General features: G+C 43.2%; 20 protein-coding genes and 1 pseudogene. 5 read left to right on the top strand and 16 right to left on the bottom strand.

Features of this window, described 5'->3' with window-relative positions; translation table 11 throughout:
* Window positions 1-57 precede the first annotated feature (57 nt).
* Window positions 58-750: a glutathione S-transferase N-terminal domain-containing protein gene (locus tag ACX17N_RS01700; RefSeq protein ID WP_458891116.1), complete on the top strand. Its 693-nt coding sequence runs from the start codon at window positions 58-60 to the stop codon at window positions 748-750.
* A gap of 2 nt (window positions 751-752) precedes the next feature.
* Here ACX17N_RS01700 and ACX17N_RS01705 read toward each other — a convergent pair whose 3' ends face one another.
* The 6 genes from ACX17N_RS01705 to ACX17N_RS01730 form a co-directional block, all read right to left on the bottom strand.
* On the bottom strand, window positions 753-1,997 hold the full coding sequence (locus ACX17N_RS01705) for an NADH:flavin oxidoreductase/NADH oxidase family protein (protein WP_458890853.1): 1,245 nt from the start codon (window positions 1,995-1,997) through the stop codon (window positions 753-755).
* Window positions 1,998-2,095: 98 nt separating this feature from the next.
* Window positions 2,096-3,688 (bottom strand): dipeptide ABC transporter ATP-binding protein, encoded by a 1,593-nt coding sequence (locus ACX17N_RS01710; RefSeq protein ID WP_458891117.1) that lies wholly within the window; start codon window positions 3,686-3,688, stop codon window positions 2,096-2,098.
* On the bottom strand, window positions 3,666-4,676 hold the full coding sequence (locus ACX17N_RS01715; RefSeq protein WP_458890854.1) for an ABC transporter permease: 1,011 nt from the start codon (window positions 4,674-4,676) through the stop codon (window positions 3,666-3,668). Before ACX17N_RS01715 ends, ACX17N_RS01710 begins: the two co-directional genes overlap by 23 nt.
* Window positions 4,676-5,740 carry an ABC transporter permease subunit gene (locus ACX17N_RS01720; RefSeq protein ID WP_458891118.1) on the bottom strand — a complete coding sequence of 355 codons (1,065 nt, stop codon included), beginning with the start codon at window positions 5,738-5,740 and terminating at the stop codon, window positions 4,676-4,678. The genes ACX17N_RS01715 and ACX17N_RS01720 overlap by 1 nt, the downstream gene beginning before the upstream one ends.
* A gap of 70 nt (window positions 5,741-5,810) precedes the next feature.
* A complete protein-coding gene (locus tag ACX17N_RS01725) occupies window positions 5,811-7,598 on the bottom strand; it encodes an extracellular solute-binding protein (protein WP_458891119.1) in 1,788 nt (595 codons plus the stop codon).
* A gap of 77 nt (window positions 7,599-7,675) precedes the next feature.
* Window positions 7,676-10,867: a LysM peptidoglycan-binding domain-containing protein gene (locus ACX17N_RS01730; RefSeq protein WP_458890855.1), complete on the bottom strand. Its 3,192-nt coding sequence runs from the start codon at window positions 10,865-10,867 to the stop codon at window positions 7,676-7,678.
* A gap of 220 nt (window positions 10,868-11,087) precedes the next feature.
* Between ACX17N_RS01730 and dnaQ the strand changes: the two genes are divergently transcribed.
* The 3 genes from dnaQ (at window position 11,088) to nudC (ending at window position 15,012) form a co-directional block, all read left to right on the top strand.
* A complete protein-coding gene (dnaQ, locus tag ACX17N_RS01735) occupies window positions 11,088-12,464 on the top strand; it encodes a DNA polymerase III subunit epsilon (protein ID WP_458890857.1) in 1,377 nt (458 codons plus the stop codon).
* Between the two features lie 125 nt (window positions 12,465-12,589).
* Entirely contained in the window at window positions 12,590-14,239 is a 1,650-nt protein-coding gene (locus ACX17N_RS01740) for a chemotaxis protein (protein ID WP_458890858.1), read from the top strand.
* Window positions 14,239-15,012, top strand: a complete 774-nt coding sequence (gene nudC / locus ACX17N_RS01745) for an NAD(+) diphosphatase (protein ID WP_458890859.1) — start codon at window positions 14,239-14,241, stop codon at window positions 15,010-15,012. Before ACX17N_RS01740 ends, nudC begins: the two co-directional genes overlap by 1 nt.
* Here the strand turns inward: nudC and ACX17N_RS01750 are convergent.
* The 3 genes from ACX17N_RS01750 to ACX17N_RS01760 are packed head-to-tail and all read right to left on the bottom strand — an operon-like array spanning window position 15,001 to window position 17,053.
* Window positions 15,001-15,885 carry an alpha/beta hydrolase gene (locus ACX17N_RS01750; RefSeq protein ID WP_458890860.1) on the bottom strand — a complete coding sequence of 295 codons (885 nt, stop codon included), beginning with the start codon at window positions 15,883-15,885 and terminating at the stop codon, window positions 15,001-15,003. The genes nudC and ACX17N_RS01750 overlap by 12 nt on opposite strands.
* A complete protein-coding gene (locus ACX17N_RS01755) occupies window positions 15,875-16,564 on the bottom strand; it encodes a BON domain-containing protein (RefSeq protein WP_458890861.1) in 690 nt (229 codons plus the stop codon). Before ACX17N_RS01755 ends, ACX17N_RS01750 begins: the two co-directional genes overlap by 11 nt.
* 60 nt (window positions 16,565-16,624) lie before the next feature.
* On the bottom strand, window positions 16,625-17,053 hold the full coding sequence (locus ACX17N_RS01760) for a YraN family protein (RefSeq protein ID WP_458890862.1): 429 nt from the start codon (window positions 17,051-17,053) through the stop codon (window positions 16,625-16,627).
* 348 nt (window positions 17,054-17,401) lie between these two features.
* Between ACX17N_RS01760 and rsmI the strand changes: the two genes are divergently transcribed.
* Window positions 17,402-18,247 (top strand): 16S rRNA (cytidine(1402)-2'-O)-methyltransferase, encoded by an 846-nt coding sequence (rsmI, locus tag ACX17N_RS01765; RefSeq protein WP_458890863.1) that lies wholly within the window; start codon window positions 17,402-17,404, stop codon window positions 18,245-18,247.
* A gap of 50 nt (window positions 18,248-18,297) precedes the next feature.
* On the opposite strand, the gene ACX17N_RS01770 is transcribed toward rsmI, so the two are convergent.
* The 7 genes and pseudogenes from ACX17N_RS01770 to ACX17N_RS01800 form a co-directional block, all read right to left on the bottom strand.
* The gene (locus tag ACX17N_RS01770; protein WP_016167002.1) at window positions 18,298-18,546 is read right to left on the bottom strand and encodes a hypothetical protein; all 249 of its coding nucleotides are present in this window, start codon (window positions 18,544-18,546) and stop codon (window positions 18,298-18,300) included.
* Between the two features lie 185 nt (window positions 18,547-18,731).
* Window positions 18,732-19,964, bottom strand: a complete 1,233-nt coding sequence (locus ACX17N_RS01775; protein ID WP_458890864.1) for an FAD-dependent monooxygenase — start codon at window positions 19,962-19,964, stop codon at window positions 18,732-18,734.
* Window positions 19,961-21,169 (bottom strand): 2-octaprenyl-6-methoxyphenyl hydroxylase, encoded by a 1,209-nt coding sequence (ubiH, locus tag ACX17N_RS01780; RefSeq protein WP_458890865.1) that lies wholly within the window; start codon window positions 21,167-21,169, stop codon window positions 19,961-19,963. Before ubiH ends, ACX17N_RS01775 begins: the two co-directional genes overlap by 4 nt.
* Before the next feature lie 482 nt (window positions 21,170-21,651).
* The gene (locus ACX17N_RS01785; protein WP_458890866.1) at window positions 21,652-22,641 is read right to left on the bottom strand and encodes a HupE/UreJ family protein; all 990 of its coding nucleotides are present in this window, start codon (window positions 22,639-22,641) and stop codon (window positions 21,652-21,654) included.
* Entirely contained in the window at window positions 22,638-23,408 is a 771-nt protein-coding gene (locus ACX17N_RS01790; protein ID WP_458890867.1) for a peptidyl-prolyl cis-trans isomerase, read from the bottom strand. Before ACX17N_RS01790 ends, ACX17N_RS01785 begins: the two co-directional genes overlap by 4 nt.
* Window positions 23,409-23,508: 100 nt before the next feature.
* Window positions 23,509-25,401: a DUF3604 domain-containing protein gene (locus ACX17N_RS01795; RefSeq protein WP_458890868.1), complete on the bottom strand. Its 1,893-nt coding sequence runs from the start codon at window positions 25,399-25,401 to the stop codon at window positions 23,509-23,511.
* Window positions 25,402-25,547: 146 nt separating this feature from the next.
* Window positions 25,548-25,613 (bottom strand): annotated as a pseudogene (locus tag ACX17N_RS01800) (type II toxin-antitoxin system RelE/ParE family toxin); the annotation flags it as partial.
* Window positions 25,614-25,954: the final 341 nt, after the last annotated feature.

Here is a 25,954-nt window from a genome sequence, read left to right on the forward strand (position 1 = left end):
CTTTGAGCAAAATAAAAAACATATGCAATACAAGGCAATTGAAACAACAAAATGTAGATTCAGCTTTATCATACGCCCAATTCACGTTCGCAACGGATTGTCTGGCTTTTAGAAGAATTCGGTCTCGATTATGACATTTTGGTTTACCACACACTGGACGATGCCCATATCCGTCAATTACAACAAGCACATCCTTTTGCAAAATTTCCAACCGTCAAAATAACAAAACTTGAGCAATCTGTGTTCTTGTATGAAACCAGTGCTATTGCCGAATGGTTCAGTACTCACCAGCAACGTTTAGGTGCAATGAATTTAGACGGTTCTGCCTTAGTAGACTACTGCTATTGGAAAAACTTCGCTGAAGCCACATTTATGCCAAATTTGGCATTAAAGCAGATCTTTTCCCAATTGGCGATCCGAACCCCTTGGCTTATCCGTTTTATTCCACGAGCCATGCAATATGGATTTAATCAAGGCTATTTAAATCCCCTACTGCAACAACAAATGCAAATGATCAATCAGCATCTCAGCACACAACTGTGGGTGGCAGGCTCTCAATTGACGATTGCAGATATCTTGCTCTGGTTTCCATTACACGCTTGCACCTATCTCAATAAGCGTTATATGCACTACCCTGCTATCAATGCCTATTTACAACAGATTGAAGACAGACCCGCCTTTCAACGCGCTTTGTCAAAAGGTCAATGGTCTGCCTCAATCTTCAAACAGTATTGGGCCGAAGCCAACTAATATTATGCGCTTTTACGCGAGTTGATTTGCCCTTGAATCACGGCTTTTAAATTCCCCTTCACATACTGGAAGAATACTTTGAGTGGAGAAAGCTTCGGATTTGGCCGTTTACCTTGAGCAATCGATTTAAATTGTGCTGCATACCAAATAATTTCCATAATGGCCATTTTATCGACCATTGGAATGCCAGTTTTTATCTTATCCACGGCATAACGTACATCTTGCCCCACCAGTAAACGGTCTGCTAGATCGGTTTCCACCGCAAATGGTCGTGCGATGCCAATAAAATCACATGCACCACTGTCAAGTGCAGCATTCATGCCTTGAACCGTGCGGAATCCCCCAGTCACCATAAGATGGCAACTCACCTGCTGACGAATCTGCTCGGCAAAATCGAGGAAATAGGCTTCTCGCGCAATAGTACTGGCTTTACGCTTTTCTTGCTTTACCCCCGCCATGGCAGGTGCCTCATAGGTTCCCCCTGAAATTTCGATCAAGTCAATTCCAACAGCATCGATGGCTTTAAATACGGTAATCACATCTTCTTCACTAATTCCGCCACGTTGAAAATCGGCAGAATTGAGTTTGACGGAAATAATGAAATCCGCCGAAGTTGCCGCACGAACGGCTTGATAAATCTCCAAGAGAAAGCGCATGCGGTTTTCAATACTGCCGCCCCATTGATCCTGACGCTGATTGGTCAAAGGTGAAAGAAACTGACTAATTAAATAACCATGTGCACCATGCAACTGTACGCCTTCAAATCCAGCTTTTTCACAGATCTGAGCCGCACGCGCGAAGCGCTGAATAATCTCTAAAATTTCATCTTCACGCAGTTCCCGTGGGGTAGCAAACGTCGTTGCGAGCATAGGACTAAAGGGTACCGCCGAAGGGGCTACCGTTTCTTGATTTAATCCTTTCGGGCATTGGCGTCCAGGATGCGATAGCTGCACCAACTGCACCATGCCATATTGTTTACCCAGATTAGCCCATTGAGTCAGCGCGGCAAGATCACGTTCCGACTCTAACACCACAACACCGGGTTCATTTTTGGCACGGAAATCCACCATCACATTGCCCGTAATGGCACAGCCCAATCCCCCTTTAGCCCATGCTTCATATAAACCCAGATGTAAATGATTTGGTCGACCGGCATAATCTGCAAGAGCCTCGCTCATCGCGCCTTTGATAATACGGTTTTTAAAAGTGGTATTGCGAATCTTTAAAGGCTCTGCAAGTTGACTCATTCTGGCTTCCTCATTGTTTTATTTAGATGATTTACTCTAAATGGTTTCAACATCAGGTCAAGACCTTTTTGACAATTTATTATGTCAAGTTAATCCACTCACACCACCCGACTTGCCTGAATCAGTTCTCGAGTGTAATCGGTTTGTGGATGATTAAATAAATCATCTGTGGCTTGCAGCTCCACCACCTGCGCATCTTTAAGCACCAAGACTTTTTGACTGATGGCACGAATCACATGTAAGTCGTGACTGATAAATAAATAACTGAGTTGATAGTGTTGCTGTAAGCGCCGTAAGAGCTGCACAATCGCGCGTTGAGTGGTGCGATCTAAGGATGAAGTCGGTTCATCCAAAATCAGCAATTGTGGCTGTAACACTAAAGCACGTGCCAATGCGACCCGTTGTCGTTGCCCGCCAGATAACTCATGCGGGTAACGCTGTAAATAACTGTCGTCTAGTTCGACATCGAGCAAAGCCAGAGAGACTTTCTGCTGGATTATGCTGGCAGAAGCATTTGCTAAACTTAATCCTTCCGCAATAATCTGTTCCACATTTAAGCGCGGATTTAAACTGCTCCACGGATCTTGAAACACAATTTGGAAATGTGAACGTAAAGCGCGTAACTGTTTTTCACTCAAGGCATTTAAATTCTGCTGCTGAAACAGAATTTTTCCGTGACTCTGGATCAAACGTGCAATCGCCAAAGCCAGTGAACTTTTACCCGATCCACTTTCTCCCACAATGCCCAAACACTCGCCTTGTTGTAATTGTAGATGGGCAATTTCAACCGCAGTCTGTTGTCCAGTTACACGATTCAACCAGCCTTGCTTGATGGGATACTGTACCCGTAATTGTTCCAATTGCAGTACTGGAGTCGACATGACTGGCTGCAATGCTTGACCAAAATCATGATTGATTAATTCACGGGTATAGGGTGTTGCAGGGTGCTGAAAAACCTGCTCGGTCGTTCCTTGCTGCTCCACTCGCCCCTGATTCAGGACAATTACCTCATCGGCATAATGTCGCACCAGATTCAAATCATGGCTAATCAGTATCAGTGCCATATGCCGTTGTTGTTGTAGCCATTTCAACAAGTCTAGAATCTGTAATTGCAAAGTGACATCTAATGCCGTGGTGGGTTCATCGGCAATCAAAATCTCAGGGTCGAGGGCTAATGCAGCCGCAATCATGATGCGCTGTCTTTGCCCGCCCGACAGTTGATGTGGATAACGCTTTAAAAGTGCTTCAGCCTCGGTTAAACCAACATCTTGCAACAGTTGCAATACTTTGTTCCGAACTTCACCTTTACTGAGCCCCTGAAGGCCTAAGCTCTCTCCAACCAGATGTTCAACTTGATGCAAAGGATTCAGTGCCGTCATCGGGTCTTGGAAAATCATGGCGATTTTACGTCCACGAATCGGTTGTAACTGCTGATCTGTCAGTTGTAGTAGATCCGTTCCGATATAGCGTGCTGTTCCGCTGATCTGCAAATGCGCTGACAGCAAGCCCAAAAGTGCCAAACAGCTAATCGATTTACCCGAACCACTCTCTCCCACCAAAGCCAATGTCTGAGCTTGGCATAATTCAAACGACACATCTTGCAGCAGTAAATTTTGCTTATGTCGGATGTGCAGTTGTTCAACCTTTAAAATCACCCGTTGGGGCTGCTTATCGTCTTGGGTCAAATGCATCACGTGCCGCCTCCCCAATATAGATTAATAATGACAACACGATTGCCAAGGTAAAGAAACCCGATGAAGCCAACCACGGAGCATTCAAGTTATTTTTCCCCTGTAGCAGAATCTCCCCTAAAGATGCGGAGTCTGCGGTCAAACCCAAGCCGAGGAAATCTAAGGCTGCAAGTGCGGTAATATTGGCTGTTAAGATGAATGGCAATTGCGACAGACTGGAACTGATGACATTCGGCAAAATATGTCGAAATATAATGCGTGCGTCCGATACACCCAAAGCCCGCGCTGCCCGGACATAGTCTAAATGACGAGCGCGTAAAAATTCGGTCCGTACCAAATTTACCAAGGTCGGCCATGAAAAAAACAGCATGATCAACAATAGCCAATAAACATTAGGACTGAAAATACTCACCAGAATCATGACCATGAACAGCATGGGTAATCCACCCCACACTTCTAGAATGCGCTGTCCAATCAAGTCCACCCAGCCCCCATAATAGCCTTGGATGGCTCCGATCAGGATACCCAACACTGAAGACAGCAGGGTCAAAGCAAATCCAAACAATAAGGAAACCCGCAAGGCATACAGAATCCTCGCCAACACGTCTCGTCCTTGATCATCTGTGCCTAACCAGTTTTCTGCGCTTGGTGGTGAGGGTACAGGAACCGCCAAATCAAGATTTGGGGTTTGCGCAGCATAAGGAATGACAGGCCAAATCACCCAACCATGCGCACTGATTAACTGTTGTACCACTGGGTCTTTATAATCAGCTTCGGTTTCAAAGACCCCGCCAAAAGTCGTTTCAGGATAGGTTTTAAAAACAGGAAAATACAGTTCATGCTGATACTTCACCAACAATGGTTTTTCATTGGCAATCAAATTGGCTGCTAAAGCCACAGTAAAAATTAAACTAAATAAAATAAAACAGCAAAAGCCTAAACGGTTTTGTCGAAAACGTCGCAGACGTGCCTGAACCATCGGTGACATTAGGATTTCTCCCGAGATTCAAAGTCAATTCTAGGATCAATCCACTGATACAACACATCGCAAATCAAACGCAGAATCAATCCCAACAACGTAAAAATAAATAAGGTGCCAAAAATCACAGGATAATCGCGCTGGATAATCGCTTCAAAGCCCAACAATCCCAAGCCATCCAGATTAAACACAATTTCTATAAATAAATTACCGACAAAGAAAATACTCAGCAGAGCTTCTGGTAAACCCGCCACCACCACCAAAATGGCGTTGCGAAATATATGCCCATACTGCACACGAGATAGCGATAAACCTTTGGCACGTGCTGCTAGCACATAAGGCTTATGTAATTCCTCTAAAAATGAATATTTACTTAAATAAGTTAAACTGGCGAAACCACCCAAAACAATCGCCAGCAAGGGCAAACTCAAATGCCAGAAATAATCTTGAATTTGAGCCCAAAGACTGAGCTGCTGAAAATTTTCCGAAACCAAACCTTGCAAGGGAAACCACTGAAAATAGCTACCACCCGCAAAAAAAACAATCAATAAAATCGCAAAAACAAAGGCTGGAACAGCATAACCCACAGCCAAAAGTAGCGAGGTGGTTTTATCAAACAGCAAACCATGTTGCTTGGCTTTCTGCATCCCTAGGGGAATTGCAATGGCATAAATCAGCAACCCACTCCACAAGCCTAAAGACAAGGATACTGGCATTTTTTCCCACAGCAATTCGGTTACAGCCTTATCCTTAAAAAAGCTGTTGCCAAAATCCAGCTGCAGATAGTTTTTAATCATCAGCCAAAAGCGGACATAAGCCGGTTGATCAAAGCCATACTGTACTTGAATGCTGCGAATCATGTCTTCGCTGAGCCCTTTAGCCCCCTGATAATAAGCACTATTAGGCGCAATGCCCATCTTGAGCGCTTGTTGCTGTTGAAAAAATTCAGCTTGTTGAATGGCGCGTTCGACTGGTCCACCAGGAGCAATCTGTATCACCGCAAAATTAATCAGCAGAATCAGAAACAAGGTTGGAATAATCAGCAATAACCTTTTTAGAATATAAGCACCCAAGCTGTTTTCCTTATCTTGTTTTGACTGGATATGCATCCCAAATAACCGAGGACAACATCAATGACTTTAACTATTGGCGAAGATACTGACCGACTTTTTTGGCTTGCACCGGATCACTCCACCAATAATCCAGCCCCAAAGATAATTTGGGTTTCACGGCTGGTTGCTGGTACATATTCCAGTAGGCATACCAATTGTCATTTTTACCATAAGTTAGGATTTGATAATAACCTGCTCGCAGCAATCGATCCAACACCCGCGTACGCAGCACCAACTGCTCTCGATTGGGCGCTTGAATGACCTGTTGCACAGCAGCATCAATCGCAGCATTTTGAATACCCGAATAATTATAATTGCCCAGTTCACGTGCAGCACTACTACTCCACATTTGCGCCTGCTCACTGCCTGGCGAAAGTGATTGCGGCATTTCCATCGTGGTCACATCAAACTGATAACGGCGCATACGTTCCATATATTGCGATACGTCCACTTGGTGCAAGGTCACGTTCATGCCCAACTTTTTCAAGTTCCGTATCCACGGCATTAAGGTACGTTGCGCGCCTTCTTTATCCGTTAAAATTTCAAATTGAACTGGCTTGCCATTTCGAGCATATAACTGCCCTTGGTGATAAAAATAACCGGCTTTTAGCAAAATGTTGCGCGCTTGCAAAAGATTGGGACGATTAAATCCACCTGCATCGGATACAGGATATTGCCAGTTGGCCAAGACCCCTTGTCGCTGAAGCGGATGTAGCTGCGTTAAATAAGGCCGTAACAGCTTTAACTCGGCTACACTGGGTTGTCCTGTTGCAGCCAACTCACTATTTTGAAAATGACTTTGCAGACGCTGGTACTGCCCATAAAACAAAGCCTTATTTAACCATTCAAAATCATAGGCATAACTTAGTGCCTGACGAAAATAAATGTCATTTAAAGGGGCTTTACGCGTATTGAGAACCAAACTTTGCGTGACCACAGGCCGTGCTAAGCGATGCCTATATTTTTTAACTATGCCTGCCTGAACAGCAGGAAACTGATAGGCTGTAACCCAATTTTGGGTTTTCTTTTCTTCATGCAAGGTGTATTGCCCAGACTTAAATCCCTCAAATGCTATATCAGCATTGCGGTAATACACGTATTGAATCCGATCAAAATTATAACGGCCACGATTGATCATTAAATCTTTGGCCCAATATCGGGGATTACGCTTGTAAGTAATACTGCGCCCCGCATCAATACGTTCAATTAGATAGGGTCCAGAACCTAAAATCGGCTGCATGGTGATCCGCGTGAAATCTTTATTGCGCCAATCCTGTTGGGAATAAATGGGCAAACTGGCCACAATCAGCGGCATTTCTTTATTTTTTGCAGATTTAAAACTAAATTTGACCTGAAATTTGGACAGCACTTCCGTCTTAGCCAAATTAGAAAGATACATTTGGAGGCCCAAATTCGCTTTGTTCTGGTAAGCATCGAAACTGAATTTAACATCTTCTGCCGTGACAGCTGTGCCATTACTAAAGCGCGCTTTAGGGTTTAAATGAAAAATTATGAATTGCGGCTTGTTCGGATCAAAACTGACTTTATCTGCCAATAAAGGATACATCACCCCAGGTTCATCCAGAGAATTATCCATTAAAGTATCAAATAAATAATTCACACCATCGGTCGCACTGCCTTTACCATTCATAGTGTTGAGATTATCAAAAGTACCATTTGCCGCCATGCTGATATAGCCGCCTTTCGGGGCATGAGCATTGGCATACGGCATGACCTTTAACCCCGCATATTTGGGCTGGCTATGCACTGCAATATAAGGGGTGGTGTGTAAAGCCGACCACCCCTGCTGCATGACCATGCAACTGCCACTGTAGAGTAATAGCGTGGCAATTTTTTGGATGGTCGACTTTCCTAGATTCATACCAGAACCGTGACTTAAAGGTTCGGAACTTTAATCACATCTCCAATTTTTAACTGAGCCGTAGGTTTTAAATCATTCATCTCAGCCAATTCGCTGGCTTCGACGCCATAACGTGCAGCTAAACGAATCAGGTTATCTCCCGATCTCACCTTATATTCCTTCACTGTTTTGGGAATCAATAAGCTTTGACCCACCTGTAAGCCTGTGCGTGGGCTGATGTCATTTAAACTGGCCAACTCGCTGACAGAAATTCCGACACGGCTTGCGATCAGATTCAAAGACTCGCCTGATTTAACCGTATATTTTTCCGTGTCCTTGCTGCTGGCTGCCGTCTTTTTCGGGGTAGTATCCACCTTGGCACTTGCCTTGCTCGGTAAATCACCCTCGATTTTTAAACGTTGACCAACGCGTACACCAGCATTGCTAGAGAGCTCATTCAGTGCCGCCAAATAACTCAGTTGCAAATGGTACTTTTTAGCAATACTGCCTAGTGTTTCGCCTGATTTCACCACATGAATATCTTTGGCTGGCTCAGAACTTGCCGACTCTTTTTCAACGTCAGCCACATCACCGGTTAATTTTAGACGTTGCCCAATACGTACGTTGGCATTTCTGCCCAAACCATTCAGATTGGCCAAATTGTCTTGGCTTAAATTGTATTTGCTGGCAATCGCTGACAGGCTGTCGCCCGATTGCACCACATAGGTTTCTGGAACCGTTGAACCTGCGGGTACTTTAATGGTCTGACCGACATAAACACCACTGTTGCTCGAGATTTGATTCAACTCAGCCAAATCACTCAGCGAAATTTTGGATTGCGCGGCAATACTGTACAGTGTGTCGCCACGCTGAACTTTATAACTTTCGGTTTTAATGCTTGGTGTAGATTTTACTGCATCCACTTTCACCGCTGCTTTTTCTGAAGCAGCAGCATCACTCACAGTATTCAATGGAACATTAATTTTCTGTCCAACCAGTAAATTACTGCCAGCACTTAAGCCTGGGGTTAACTCCGCCAACTCCTGATTAGACAAGGCATAACGATCGGCAATTAGTTTTAAATACTCGCCACGTTTCACCACATAGGATTTGGTTTTAATACTGCTTTTAGCCGAAGTTTTTTCAGCAGATTTTTTCGTAGTCGCGCTAGTGCTTTCTTTTAACGTTAACTTTTGACCGACGTATAGTCCACTGGTTACTGTTAAATCGTTATAGTCTGCCAATTGTTTCACTGAAAGTCCAAACTGACTCGCCACACTGGTCAAGTTATCATTAGCTTGCACCACATAACTCTCAGGTTTGCTATTTGCCGTATTGGAAGAACGATCTTGTACTGGTTTCGCATCGTATAAATAAATGCTGGCACCAACATACAAAGTTGCATTTGGATCTATCTGGTTCCATTTCGCAATATCACGCCAGTTCACCCCATTTTTCAACGCAATCGTTGCCAGAGTATCTCCTGGCAATACGGTATATGTTGAACGCTTCCCTTTTGGTGGTACGACAACAACTTCAGATGCCGTACTGACATAATTTTTGCCTTTATTTAACTGCGCTTCATCCGAATCCGACTTGGTATTGTCAGTCACCGATTTTGGATAAGAGAAGCCTTTGGTTAACTCTTTACCTTGCTGTTCGGCAACCGATTGGCTGGTCTGAATGGCTGTTAGCTTAATCTTGCCATCATAAGGATCCACAATTTCTGTGCCTTGAGGTGCAATCGCTTTTAATTCAGCCACAACCTGCTCTTGTTCCGCTTTGGTTGCGACAGGCTGTAACACCTGATCGACAGTTTTGGTCGCATCTTCCGCTTTCACCGTTGCGAGAATTTGCTCACGCTCAGCCGCAGAAATTGGTGGCTCAACACTCACAGGTTTGACATTTTTTGCAGGGGTGACTGCAACTGGAATACGCGGTGCACTCGGTACAACCGTACTAGAAGCAAAAGCTGCTAGCGCATCCGAACCACGCGGGGTTACAGATAATGGACGGCTGGTCGTGCTACTCACTGTCGCCGAGTTTTTGGTTTCTGTGGTTTTACTGCTGTTACTTGCCACCAATGCTGGCGGAGTCGCTTTACTTGGTGTAATGGTTGTTGTAGTCGATGGTGTGCTGATCGGTGCTGTACTTGCCCATAAACCACCTGAGGTTTGTAGTTTCGACAACTGGGCATCAATCGATGGGCTTAAATCCGCAGGAATCAAAATCCGCATTGGACTACTGTTGTCAATACGATCACCACGATGTCCAGGGTTCAAGGCATACAATTCGGCACGGCTCAATCCTGTAATCGATGCAATATCATTCAGGCTGGCGGCTCCAACACTAATTTCTCTAAAGTGTGGTCGGTTGGCAATTGGGGGTAAAGACACACCATAAGCATTTGGATTTTTAATAATTTGCGCCACGGCCAAGAATCGTGGCACATAGTTCATAGTTTCCTGAGGTAAACGCAACGACCAGTAATCGGTTGGCAAACCTGCATCACGGTTACGGTTGATTGCCTGCTGAATACGACCAGGGCCTGCATTATAGGCAGCCAAAGCCAATTCCCAAGAACCAAACTGGTTATATAAACTTCCTAGAAACTCATAGGCAGCACGCGTCGATTCCACCACATCACGACGACCATCGTACATGCCTGTTTGTTTTAGACCATAAATACGACCTGTACTTGGAATGAACTGCCAAAGCCCCGCTGCTGCTGCACTACTGGTAGCTGCCGGATCATAAGAACTTTCAATAATTGGCAGCAGTGCTAACTCAGTCGGTAAGCCACGGCGCTCTGCCTCTTTCACCGTGTGATAAAGATAACGCGAAGCACGCGCACTTAAACGCTCAATATACGGTTGACGAGAGACAAACCAACTCCGCTGCGCTTCAATACGTGGATCCCAATGGTTTAAATCCATTTTGAAGCCCACCGTCATGCGCTTCCACACATCACCGTGTTTTAAAATTAACAGACGATCCCCTTCTACAGCACGCATATCCGTAGCAGACAAGAGATCTTCTAAAGAATCTAAACTGTTTGCATCTAAATAATTAGAGCCAACCTGTTTCGATGCAGCAGCCTTGGTCGCACTTTGGCTCGATGCACAACCCGTCGTTAATCCTAATGCAGCGAGTGCAGAACCCATTACAGTAATTTTAAAAAATGTCGGAACCGAGGGCTGCCACATGAACGTGGTTGGTTTATACATAAAAAAATCCAAACAACTCGTATAAAATTTATTTTTTCGCAATGCCATTGTAGTGAAGCTCGGCAGAGACTCAAGGCAATAATTTAGCGCGATTCGATGATAAATGTTACAAGAAATTAAAAAATAACCATGTAATGCACTTCCCGAGCACAAATGCGTTATACAATATAAAATTGAATTCTCTTCTGTATCACTTTCTTTGCTGTCTGGATTAACTTTTATGTCGGAAACAATCACGCTTTATGTCGATGGCGCTTGTCGTGGAAATGGTAAAGAGAGCGCGCTCGGTGGTTGGGGAGCATACATCGTTACAGCAACCGAAGAACGTAAAATCTTTGGTGGCGAAACGCAAACCACCAATAACCGCATGGAGCTGACAGCTGCAATTGAAGGTGTTCTAGCCTGCCCGCAACAAGCCAAACTCATTATCTGGACCGACTCTAACTATGTCAAACAAGGAATTACCGAGTGGATTCACGGTTGGAAAAAGAAAAACTGGAAAGATGTGAAAAATCCAGATTTATGGCAAAAACTCGATGCCGTGTGTCAAGGCCGAGACATCGAATGGAACTGGATTAAAGGACATGCGGGACATCCTGGTAATGAAATGGCCGATCAGCTGGCGAATTTAGGTGCAGATCAAGTAGCTAAAGGCTTAACTACCGCAGCAGAAACAAATCTTGCAGATAAAAAAAAAGCGGAATCTGACTGGCTGTTCGATGACCCCTTCGGACTCGATGTGGTCGCAGACGAAACTGATTTAGAAGAAGCTGAAAGCCTGCTCGAAGACACCGTCATGATCGCTGCCACAGTACAAACACCAGATGCTGAAGATGTAGGACAAAATGCCCTTCCTGCGCATCCACATATTGTGATTACACCTGCAACGGTTGAAGCCTATGGCCCTCGCCAACTGATTCTCGATACCGAAACCACTGGTTTTTACTTTCAGGACAGTGACCGCATTATTGAAGTTGGTGCGATTGAGATGATCAATCGTAAACTGACAGGGAGTTCCATCCATATTTATATCAACCCCGAAAAGGAAGTAGGCGATTCTGTCAATGTCCACGGCATTACCGATGAATTTTTAGCAGATAAACCCAAATATGCTGAAATTGCGGATGTATTGTTTGAGTATCTAAAAGGCGCAGAAATCATTGCCCATAATGCAACCTTCGATATGAACTTCTTGGATATGGAGTTCAAGCGTACTGGGCATGGTCCGCTGTCTGAGGTCTGTGAAGTCACAGATACTTTAGCCATGGCGAAAAGCAAACATCCAGGGCAAAAGAATTCCTTGGATGCTTTGGTGCGCCGTTATGAAATTGTGCAACGTGATCGTACCTTCCATGGTGCCTTACTCGATGCCGAGATTCTGGCTGATGTCTATTTAGCCATGACCGGTGGACAGGTGTCTTTTGATATGGATGCCCTGTCACAATCAGAACAAGAACTAGGCTCGAGTGGACGCCGTCACATTGATGAGACAGGCTTAGCAGTAATTCTACCTTCAGAGGAAGAATTGGCTGCACATGAGACTTGGGTCAAACAAATTGAGGAAAAACAGGGCAAAGCATGCTTTTTTTCAAAATAAAATCTAGAGATTCCATTATTTTTTGTATTTAAACTTTGGGGACATCAGTTATAGTTAAATGCAACAAATAACGCTCTAACTCAGCCAAACATAAACAGATAAAACTTTAGGAAAGGTGCAGATAAATGTCTTACCAAACCTCTATTCATTTTGATCCGACAGCCTTACTGATAATAAAAAATGAGGTTGATAACTCGATCAAATTAGTCGAATCCGCGGTCAGTACTTTAGCTGAGGATCATACGCTACCGTTTGGCATTGATGATGCACTGAATCAATTTGAACAATGCGCACAGGTCTTGGTTTTAATTGATATGCCGAATTTAGGGCAAATTGCGCAGTACTCTGCTGAGCTGATGCGTAAAATTATGGCAAATCCTGAACAAATTAATACACAGGATGTCATCGCGCTGAGTGAAGGCACCACCATGCTCAAGCGCTATATCGAATTTATCTGTCTTCGTGAAGTAAAGATTCCGCAGTTCTTACTCGATACCCTGAATCGTTTAGAGCTGGCGCTGGGCAAACCAATGACCCATGAAGGTCAGCACCTCGAATCGCTCCTAGAATGTATAGAGCCAAATTTCCAGTTACCAACAGTTCCTTCTCTGGAAAAATCTGAATATGTGCATCATCTTTACAAACTGGCGCTGAATAAACTACTGAAACAACAAGAAACTGAACTCGACTTACAAGCCATTCGTTTAGTCGGGACTTATTTAGCTGGCTTAGCCAACCAATTGCCAAGTCAGCAATATTGGGGTTTAGTCCACGTCGCTTTCAATCAGATTGATAGTTTATTGTTGAATGAAGCTCGATTACGCAGCTTTATCGATATTGAACGCAATATCGCGGAATTTTTCCAAGCCCCTGAAAGCTTCAATGCTAACTTAAAAGATTTATCTAATATTCTTAGTCTGTGTATCAGTCAGGAAGATGATTCTGCACAGCAGATTCGTGACCAACTCAACATTGGTGACGATGCCTTAACAGATACGCAATTGCAGGTTTTCAGTCGTCATCTGTATGGTCCGGACTTCAATACCATGCACACTATCAGTGAACTTGTGACTGTGGAAATGACACAAATTCGCAATGAGATTGAATACAACTACCAAACCATGCCGGCAGAAAAGATCCAAGAGCTTCAAACTAAAATTAAAGACCTAGCCAACATCTTTAAAGTTCTCAACTTGAATGAAGCCTATCAGGATTTATCGCGTCAAGCAGAAACGTTAAACCAAACCGATGTGCTTAAAGACGAAAATTTTGCGCAACAATTGATGAAGGTAATTTTATCTGCCATGAACTCAATTGGCGTTTTGGAACGTCATCACACGTCAAATCGCTTACAGCTTCGTGTGAATAACATGCATATTTCGCTCGACCGCCTAGACGAAGCGCATGAAGCCTTACTCAACGAAACAAAATCCTTAGTCGATAAAGCTGCGAGCAGCTTAGTACAATACCTGCAAGATGAATTTCTGGCGGCTTTGGGCAACTTACCAACGCAACTTCATGAAATTAGTGGCGCATTATTGTTCCTGAACGCTGCAGATGGCCAGCAAGCATTGAAAAATGCCGCAAATTTTGTCCAGCAGAAAATTGAAACTTCAGGCAGTATTTCTCAACAAGAAGTGAATTACATTTTAGACACCCTAGCCAGTGCCGAGATGATGATTGACCATTTGAAAAATAAACAACCTGTTTTGCACTCCATGTTTGATGTAGCATTAAACAGCAGTCAAAAACTCCATGCCGAAGTAGTCGCCTAATGTCAGAATTATCACTTGCCTATATCTTTCAGCAACAGCAACTTTTAGTAGATGAAAATCTACAGCTTCCAAAAGTCGAACGATTAGCAGGTGATCTGCATTTACACACGGGTAATGCTGTCATTGCCCGTGACTTACAAATGCATGAGCAAATTCCCAATGGTTTACAATTGGTTCCCATCCGCCAACTGTTAACACAATGGACCACTAAGCAATTTGAACAAGCCAGTCGGGCCTTACAACTCCTCGAATGGCGTCGTAATCATAAATTCTGTAGTCATTGCGGACACGAAACCCATGTGCATAGCTCTGAATATGCCATGATTTGTCCCGCTTGCCATTATCACCAATACCCACGTGTCCAGCCTTGTGTCATTACCGTGATTACGCGTGGTGAAGACGAAATCCTTTTAGCCAAGAATGCCAAAAACACCAACAACATGTATGGTTTGATTGCAGGATTTGTTGAAGTGGGTGAAACTTTAGAAGATGCCGTACGACGTGAAACCGAAGAAGAAGTCGGTTTAAAACTGAAAAATATTCAATATTTGGCAAGCCAGCCATGGCCTTTCCCAAGCAATCTAATGCTGGCCTTCCGCGCTGAATATGCTGGTGGGGCTATTCGTTTACAAGAAGAAGAAATCAGTGACGCGCAATTCTTCAAATTTAATCAACTCCCTCAGATTCCACTCAAAGGGAGTATTGCACATGCCATGATTATGCATGTGACTGAAGGTCATCCTGTGGCGGATGACACGCACTTATGGCTTTAAAGCCTCTTCAATTGAGACCAAGATTTGTTCTTTAGTTTCAAAGTAACGACTGAATAAACTCGACACAGATCCCATCACGGTAATATGACCAGTGCGTGGGATCACAATCATTTTGCTATGATTGCCTTTTTCTTTCAGTACACGATCAAAGTCTTCGGTATTATTATGTCCAACCACTTGGTCATTTTCAGCCATGACTAAATAATGCTTGATGCTGTTTGATGCAACAAAATAGTACGGCATGACGTGTTGGAAAGGCACACTTTGATCAAATGCTTCTGCACAAAGAGGGTCACCCTTATAATCGAAATGATAAGGACCCGCCACACCAATAATCGCGCGGATTTGTGCACGACATTGTAACTCGTATTGCTGCGGATGATATACAGCTGACATCACATTAAATGCCCCTGCAGAATGCCCCATCAACACGACATTGTCGGTGCGGATCACCAGTTTTTCTCGATGCAAGGTTAAGAAATTTAACGCCAGCGTTAAATCATCGACATAACTGGGGAAGATATATTGCGGTGCCAAGTGATAATTGATCACCGCCACATCATAACCTTCCCGTGCAAAAGCTTCGCCAACAAAACGATACGAGCTTTTATCTCCATGTGTCCAAGCACCACCATGGACAAAGACAATCAGGGGTTGATTCAGTTGCGGTTTATGCGTTTTAAATAAGTCAAGACGATGACGTGCTTTTAAGCCATAAGCAATGTTTTCATGCAATGTATATCCCTCACGTGGGGTGAGCTGATTCAATGCATAGCTACCAACATCGTAGATGCGAAAATCTCGGATAAAGTCTTTCGCAGTGCCTACGGTGTCATTTAACTGTTTAATCCAATATTCGGATTTATTGAGCATTCGTCGGTTCTACCTGATCTGGGTCAATAGCAACAGGCGTTTGAACTTCAGGCTGTGCATTGCTTGCAACTGGACTTACAAAGCTAGAACTAATCGACTTCTGTCCTTGATCAACATTATCCACCAATGTCACGATTTTGGTAACGTTGCCCACTTGCTGTAACACGTTGTTCAAATCATTGATTTCAGCATTATTCAAACGGCCCATGACATACAACACACCATCTTCGGTATGTACACGTACTTTACTATCTGCCACCACTGGCGCTTTCATGATTAATCCACGCGTATTTGCCGTAGCAGAGGCATCCTGCATGATGGTGTTATAACCAATTTTATCACCTACTGTAATAAAATTATGCACATTTTTTACATCACTCATCGCACGAACATTGTCTTCCGCAAGCTGTTTCAAATGCTGATCGGGAACTTGCCCTGTCAGCAAGACATTGCCATAAAAGCTTTCAATGTTAATGCGCGACTGTTTAAAACGAGAATCTAATTTATATAAATTAATATTGGCTGTACGTTCAATAGAGGAATCAATAAAGACCTGCCCAAGCGAACGTACTCCGCTATCTGTTCCAACGGGTGCAGTCCCTGTACCACCCGAAATAAAACTTGCACAGCCTGATAAACTTGCGACACAAAGCACTGTCATTGCAATACGATTCAACACTCAGCAAGACTCCTCACTTATTCATTCATTTTATATTTAGCATTAATGCTTCCTGTTCCTTCAAAGATTAATGAACTCTGAATTAAAAGTAAAAGCATTTTCTATCCATTGCAGATCATAAGTGAAACTGGAAAAGTCATACTGTACTGTTTTTGCAAAGTGTTGATAAAAATCAAAACAAATCACATCAAATCGGCAATAGAATTGCTGAAATTCAGGATATTCATGTAAAAAACACACGGCTGTTTTCATTAATTTTCGCTGCTTGCTCGCAGAGACCACTTCATTGGCCTGAGCATACTGGGTTAATGCGCGTGCTTTCACCTCTACAAAAATCAACTCTTCGCCTCGGCTCACCACCAAGTCAATCTCACCCAAACGGCTATGATAATTACGCTGAACCAACTGAAAGCCCTGTTGCTGTAACACAATTAATGCGTGTTGTTCGGCCCAATCCCCTAATGCTTGTGCTGTCGTTTTTGCTCCCAAATCCTGCTCCTTAACCCTTTTAAAAGGGCGATTGTTCTTCTGATGTTCTGCAACTGTTCTTTGTGATGTTTAAGCATAATTTTAGCCGATGAACCATTCATCGCACAGTACCTGACATCTGATTGCAGGTTTAAAGTAAGCCAAGCACAGTACTGACACAAACTTGAGCAGATTAAGCTCAAATTCAAGGTCATCCCTTAATTTACAAGATCCTAAGAAACACATTCGCGTCTTAACGCTAGATTCGGGTAGAATGCAAGTATTCTCACGCGTTTCGGGCACATTTTTCCCGTTTTACTCCCATCGCGTCATTCTTTTTCATTTTATTCTTAGCATTGGAGAAATCACATGAGTGCTCAGTTATTTGTTGTAGCCACCCCGATCGGGCACTTAGATGACATGACTTTTCGTGCTATTGAGACCTTAAAATCAGTCAGCATTATTGCCGCAGAAGACACTCGAACTTCTGCACAATTACTCAAACATTTTAATATTTCGACCCCGCTTACGGCCTGTCACGACCACAATGAAAGCAACAAAATTGATTTGTTGGTACAACGCTTACTGAAGGGCGAAAACATGGCATTGATCAGTGATGCGGGCACCCCCCTGATTAGTGACCCAGGATTTAAACTGGTTCGCGCTGCACAAGAGCACGGCATTCGCGTTATTCCTGTACCTGGCGCCTGTGCCGCGATTGCAGCGTTAAGTAGCGTTGGGCTACCGAGTGACCGCTTTAGTTTTGAAGGTTTTTTATCTGCCAAAGCCACCCAACGACTCAGCCAACTGGAAAAGCTCAAAGATGAAACCCAGACCCTGATTTTTTATGAAGCACCCCACCGTATTTTAGAATGCGTGAAAAATATGGCTGAGGTGTTTGGTGCGGATCGTCCTGTCGGTTTTGCCCGCGAGATTACCAAAACCTTTGAAACCATTCGTAAAATGACTTTGGGTGAACTGGTTCAATTTATTGAGTCTGATCATCATCAGCAGAAAGGTGAAATTGTGTTGGTGGTGGGTGGTGCAACCCAAGAAAAAGATCTGGAACAAGAAAAGTTAGATCAGCTGCTCAAGCGTCTGCTACAAGATCTATCGGTGAAAGCAGCGTCACAACTGGCTGCAGATTTGACTGGCATCAAGAAAAAAATTGCCTACCAACGTGCCTTGGAATTAACCCAACAAGCCGCAGAATAATTTTAGCATGATAAAAAAACCACTCTCACGAGTGGTTTTTTTCTGCCAGTTTAGTCATGCGCAGATTCATCTGGTGGGACTTCGGTAATCCGTCCACCACGTGCTAAAAATGCAGCGACTTCATCTTCCAATGCCTGACGTTGCTTTTGTTTCGCTGTCACAGTTAATGTTTCTGCCTCAGCCAGATCACCATCAGAAGCACCTTCGGCTTCATCAGATGCACCTTTTTCAGCAGCCTTCGCTTCATCCTCATCCACAGCTGAGTCTTCTACGTCGTCATAATCATTCATATCCGTCATCTTTCTCTCCCCACAATGACTTCTATTTACATCGTTTCGAATTGGTTTCGAATTGGTTTCGAATTACGATGAAATTTATCAATCTAAATCGATTTCGCCTAGTAGTTAATGCAAAAAAATCGTATCTTTTTTAATCATATTGGTAATCAGATTTACTTAAATGTCTAAAAACTATCTATTTAAATCTAATTTGCATAACGAGTATTTTTCAGTGCCTGTAAACCATTGGCTTGCATCATAAAGGCATCTTTCAATACGGCTTGCTGCTCAACCTGTTTTAAGCCTGCATTACGCGCCCAAATTACTGGAAAGAATTCTGTGGTTTCTAACCAGCCAATGGCCGACATACTATGCATCATGGCGTCATTCTGCCCTTTGCGGCTGTGCTCATAGCGTTGCAAGGTTTGATCATGTGCCCAGACCCCACGCGATAAATCATGCAATAAAGCATCACAGAGTACCGCAGCATCTAGACAGCCTATATTGACCCCTTGCCCCGCCAGAGGATGGATCACGTGTGCAGCATCGCCAATTAAAGCCAGACCTGAAGTCATATATTGCTGCGCAGCACGCGCTTTTAACGGGAACATGGCACGTGGTGTTGCTTCCAGCACTTCACCCAACATATGCTGACTTTCACGCGTCAACAGTTGTAAAAAGGCATCATCATCTAACGCGGTATATTCTTCAGCATAGTCATCGGGCAAAGTCCAAACGATTGACTGCCAATAGCCATCTTGTTCGGGTTTTAAACTCGCCATCGGTAAAAATGCCAACGGACCTGTTTCCAAGAAAATTTGACGTGCGACATGCTGATGCGGCTGCGCAGTACGAATCGCACAGGTCACACCTGCTTGACGGTAATCCAATACGTCCAGATCAATAAAGGCTTGTTCACGAACAAAAGAATTGGCACCATCCGCACCAATCACCAGTTTGGTCGTTAATTGCGTACCATCAGCTAAATGGATATGCCAAACCCCTACGCCCCGCTCTACTCGCGTAACTTTGACTTGGGTACGGTAGTCTTTCACTTCGCTGAGCATACGCTGCTGAATCGCCAAATTTAAAATACTCGGCTCTACCATTGAACCGAGCGCTTGCTCGATAGAGGGGGTTTGCTCACAGGCATGACCAAAATTGATTTCGCCATAGCCATTCTTATTCCAGACCTGCATTCCGCTATAGGGCATCTGGCGTGCTAGCAAGTCCCACACCTTGACTGTTTTGAGTAAATGAATGGTGGCTTGACTCAGCGCCAGCACACGCGGATTGGCAACGGCCAATACCTTACTTTCATCGAGAATGGGCGCAGCATCCAAAACCGTTGCCTGTACACCACCTTGCGCCAGTAATAAAGCCGTGAGTCCACCGACCAGACCACCACCGACTATTACCACATCGAGAACTTGGCTCATGCTTTTAACCCCATTGCATAGGTTGCGACGAGCGGTTTAATACCTGGAATCAAATCAAAAGCGATGAGTCCGGTATTGCGTAACAATTTCAGCATTGGATTTTGGTTACTAAAGCCACGCACCACACTGTCACAGAACTTAATCACACGTTGCTGGTCTTTTAAGCGAGCTTGTTCATATTCTAACAACATGCTTGGCTCGCCTAAGTCTGCCCCTGCTGCCATTTGTGCTTCCAAATAGCGCAGTAATACATAAGCATCACGCATACATAAGTTAAAGCCTTGTCCTGCTACAGGGTGAATGGTATGTGCTGCATTTCCCATGAGCACTACACGACCGACTGCCTGCTTTTCTGCCAGCACTTGAGATAATGGATAACTGAATCGCTTACCGGTTTTTTGGAATTTACCGGCACGGTCACCATAGGTTTGCTGCAAGGCATCTAAGAAATGTTGATCATTTTCTTCGCCCAGCCATTCTTGCTCTGTGCCCTTTTTCACTGGCCAAACCACCGAACGGCGGTATTCACCCGGTAAAGGCAGTAATGCCAAAGGTCCTAATGGACTAAAGCGCTCAAAACCAATATGTTGATGCGGTTTTGAAGTCTGTACCGTGGTGACAATTGCAACTTGGTCATAATCATGTTCAGACACAGCAATGCCCAAAGCCTGACGACAGAAGGAATCACGTCCATCGGCTGCAATGACCAATTTGGCTTGTAGTTGAAGCTGTTCTTCACCACGTAATGCTTCAATATAAGCATGCTCAGCATCTTGTGTCAGGGCTGTCACTTGCACGCCATCAATCAGTTTAATTAAGGGCTGCTGGCGCACTTGAGTGAGTAAAACCCGTCCCAACCATGCATTTTCGATCACCTGACCAAAGCTTTCGACTTTTTCTTGTTCGGCGAGTAAACGTGCCTTACCAAAGCTGCCTTGCTCGGTAATATGCACTTGAAGGATCGGTGTGGCATGTTGTTGCAAGGCATCCCATAAGCCCAGTTCTTGATAAATTTGCACGCTGCGGCGAGATAAAGCACTATTTCGTGCATCGAAACTGGAATGGTAAGGTGCAAGGTTAATATCATCATAATTTGGGTATTTGATGGCTTCGAGCAGTTTGACTGCAATATTCGCTTTCGCCAACATAAGTGCCAGACTTAGTCCGACCATTCCACCACCGACAATGATGACTTCTTGCTGCATGCTTGTATCCTTTGTTATGGCGTATTTAAAGTCAAAAACTTCAAAATGCCTATAAGTTTTAATGGATTTTATATTACATGAAAGCGTTTCATTTTTATAATGAAATGGATGTTTTTACGTACTATCAAGGTAAAGTGTTCTGTGGTGATTTGAACAATGAGCATCTTGTCATTTACTTCAAAACTCATAGCGGGTAATGTTGAATATGACTCATAAAAAACGTGGAACCTCGATCTAAGGATGATCGTGGAATGCGCTAAATTGATAAAAAGCCCAATCCAGATGAATTGGGCTGTTTAAAACAACTTAAGCAATTAAATTTAAACAATAAAACTTAAGCATTTCGTATAAGGTATAAGATATTAATTTTAGGAAATCTTAATTAGTTAATTCGAAATTTCTTACTTTTTCAGCCAATATATATCTGAAAATAATATTGCCGAATAAGCCCTAATGGACTGGTTTATGTAACAAATCCGTTATCAAGTAAAACCTACAATCCGTTCAATCACCCAAAATGCACTAATAGTTCCGATGGCATAGGGCGGAACTTTCTGTAACCACACTGGCCAATCCCTTTTTAAATGCAGTAAATAAATCACACAGAGCATAAGCCCGACAAATGCCAGCTGCCCAAGTTCTACACCAATATTGAAACAAGCTAATGCCAGAGGAATTTCACTTTGAGGTAAGCCAATTTCTGCCAAAGCACCCGCAAATCCAAAGCCATGTAATAATCCAAAAGTGAAGGCAACCAACCAAGGTTTACTTGCTGTTAGGGTCACTTGCCCATTCAACCCCCTCAAGATTTCGAGTGCCAAAAACATAATGCTCAAGGCAATCACAGCTTCTACAGGTGGACCTGGCACATGCACATAACCCAATGAGGCCATGCCCAAAGTAATACTATGTGCTAGGGTAAAGGCCGTAATAGTTTTTACGATCCGCATTGCCCCTTTCGTCAGGATAATCAGGGCGAGTACAAAAAGTAGATGATCGAATCCCAGCAGAATATGCTCAATCCCTAATAGCGTATAGGTTTTAGCCACATTCCATTTGGTCGGTCTTTCTGGAATCTCGATTTGACTTTGACTAGGCTGTATTAAAAACGTGTATTTTTGTCCATCTAGCAGATGGATATTCACCAACACATCTATCGTGGTCAGTGGTAGATTGCGAATGTTGAGTGCTGTGCCCTGTAGTAGCTGGTTTCCGGTTAACTGATATCGGAAAATCACAAAACCCTCGAGTACCGTTTCATTTGCACTGCGACTTAAATGAAACTTGGGGGAAAATTCAGGCTGAATATCTAAAACCGTCTCCCCTTTACTCGGTACTTTCCACAATATATCGTATTGATTCTGCGCTGTTTGATTGATTTGTAAATAGGCAGGGCGAATTTCATGTGCCCATACCTGAACCAGACAACTCAACCACAACAAAATTAAAAGTCGTATCAATTTATTTATCATTTCTGCGCATATATCGATGAAATATCAGAAGGAATGTCTTTGGCAGTAATACTTACTTGGTATTTCGCCAACAACTCTTTATAAATACGCTCTTGAGTTTCAAGTTCAGTTTGATATTTATACTCTTGTTCTACTTGTGGTTTGATATCCTCAAATGGCGGAAGCTGGGTACTTTCTTTCTTTTCAATATAGACCAGATGCTGACCAAATCCAGATGAAACGGGTCCTACCCATTGTTGTACAGGCAGTTTATCTAAAGCCTGTGCAAATCCCCCACCAAAGGCATTTTCTAGATCATTCATGGACGTCGTGGACCACTGAGAAGGAACACCCAAACGATCCAATTGACTGTCTGAAATACTTCCCCCTTGTTGCAACCGCTTTAAGGTAGCAGACATTTTTTGCGAAGCCCCTTCTTCACCCACGGGGAATACAATTTGTCGGAAGGTATAGGCTGTAGGCTGTTTAAATAATTCAGGATGCTCAGCATAATATTTTTTGAGCTGTGGCTCAGTCGGTGGCTGTGTTAGAGCCCCCAAATCTGAAGCAACTGCTTCCATTTTCTGCGACAGTCGTTTTTTTACAATTTCATCATTTTGATCTAGCTTTAAAGCCAAAGCTTCTCGATAGAAAACCTCCTGACGAATATAGCGATCAACCAGTGCCTGTATATCGGATTTATCGGGTTCCTTTTTCCACTGCATTGACCATAGGTTTTTCAAATGTTCATATTCAGGTTGATCAATCACAATATGATTTTCATCCACCTGATTGCGGTTTATCCAAAAATAAACCGCAAAAATGAGAGACCCGAGTACTAAAAAATGGACAAATGGTTCTTTTATCAGTTGTTTAATCATATTTTCTTTAATTTACTTCATGCCAAATTGGTGAACCCCATGCCCGTTCAACGATTTGTTTTTTCACATCGTCTGGATATTTGACGTTCGCACGTAACTCATCATACAACGTCCAACGTGCGGTTGGTAATTGTAGAACTCGAACGTAATAATATGCCTGTTGTTTGGCATCATAATCAGGATCTGTCCAGACCCCCATCAGTTCGGCACTGCCTTTTTGAGTATTAAATTTTCCTGTTTTCAAATCAATTGGCGCATTAATGGGTTCAACTGAACCATCTTTACGTAACCGATTCCCTGATGCCACGACGTTATAAATTTTGTCTTTCATCTGACCATTTTCGACCCAACCCTTCACAATTTGAATTCGGTCTAAGTTTGGTCCAATTGGGTCTTTAACTGCCCAGACTAAAAGCTGTGGAGCAGTTTTGCCTTTATAGTCGCCTCCCATCGGAACGCCTTTTTTATAACCATCTTGAACCAGTGCCTGATAAGATGAATACGATTTTGCAAAACCTTGACCTGCAAATGCACGCACCTTCATGCGTGGACCGCTTGTCGCAAAAGTTTCTTTGGCATACATTGAATCCCAAATGGCTGCACGTGTATTCGAAGTCGCCCAAACCCCAGTTAATGCACCAGGATTCATATCTGCAATCCGCATTTCACCTTCTAAATCATTTTTAGATCGTGCATCTGCGTTACGATCTGTTAAACCATGACTACCCAAGGCATAATTATCTTCTTCAACATTGCTTGGAGTACCGTTGTGGTTGTCCGTTCCGCCTACAAATCCATATTTAAATGGGTTGGTGCCTAGATCTTGCTTATACTTCAAGCCTCGGGTTAGACCATAACGGACATAGTTTTCTTTTTTAAAGATCCGTCCATTATATTTTTGAATGGAATTGGCATTTTCAAAATCTGCAAACTCATCATTAGGCCAGAACTGCGGAATCACTTCCGAGTTTCCCTTAATTTGCATCATCTCAATTAAAGGTTCCATACTCGCCCGTGTCTGCACGTACTGCTGAGTAATCGGCTTACCTTCTAAAGTGGCTTCGGTAAATAATAAGCCTTTACTTTCATTTGAATTATGTGGAATAGCGAAAACTTTCTTGCCCTGAGCGCGCTGTGTTCCCATCCATTGCCATAGTTTTTCAGGATCGGGACTTTCGTTCGACGAAAAAGGTAAATCAGGCACATTTTTATCACGGAAGAAAATATTCCGGTGTAAATTCCCGCCATCAGGTGCAGACGTCCATTCATAAGCATGAATAGTGGTAAATTTCCCAGGTTGATAATATTTTTCTGTCGCTTCGAAATTCTTTTTCCAGGTCGATTTTGTCGCCTCAGGTCCTTGATAGAAAGAAGGGTGCGGATCTCCTCCACCACTTAAAGGGTCTAAGACATATTTTTTGTATAAGGCTAAGGCCTCATTTAAATCGGTAGTCTCTCGAAAGGCTTTGGCAATTGGGTCATTATACCCCGGTGCACCGGGTGTCATTAAGCTATATGCTTCACCCATAAATTCAGAATGATCCGAGACTGCACAAAAATCGAGTGGTCGCTTAATTTTATGCATTTGCCCATTAATATTAACTGCTTCGCCTCGGGCAAAACGATAGGCATCTTCTGGGGTTAAGCGGTTTCCCCCAATAAAGGCATCCATTGAAACGCCTGTATGCACATGAGTTTCACCAAAATACGCATCTTTATACGGATTCTGTTTGACTTGAGCTTCGGCCTTTTGGTTTTGGCTCATTTTTGATTGCGTTTGAGATGATCCCGCAGTTGTTGTCACTGCAAATACATTGCTATAAAGCAGGGCTGAAATTGAAGCGACTGAAATTGCACACAGGATTGAGTAACGTAAAATAGGTAAATTTAATTTTGTCATAGCCTATTTTCCTTATTTTAATCATTCTTTTCTGGATGTTTAAAAGAGCCATCATAAATATGACATGCTCACTTATTAACCACACTTTACTCTCTAAGAAACCTGATTACAAGTTGTAGAACAACCAAAGCTGCTAGGACTTTTTATTGAGTTACTTCGTCTTGCTGCTCAAGCCATTCATGAAACAGATCCGTCGTGATGACTGTCCACATATCACAACAAAAATATAGATAATGATGTATATCTTGTCGCGAACTTAGTTTGTTTTCAAATGGCAATAAAAAAGCCCAACATCCTGTCGGGCTTTTTCGTATTGGTTCGCTTGGTATAACTCCTGTCGTACCTGCCAATCCTTGTGCGATTTTCTTTATTCTTATTGTTTGGAACATCCTGTTCTCTATGTCCCCATCATATAAAAAATCCCCACAGTGGCCTAGACGCAATGTTCCTTAATTGATGTCAGCCTGAGCTTACAAGATTGTTTAAAACTTACCCCAAGGTTTATCCGCAGAAATTGCGGATAGTTTCGGGACGGGATGTATTGAGTTATCAG

The sequence above is a fragment of the Acinetobacter sp. GXMZU3951 genome, from assembly GCF_054457875.1.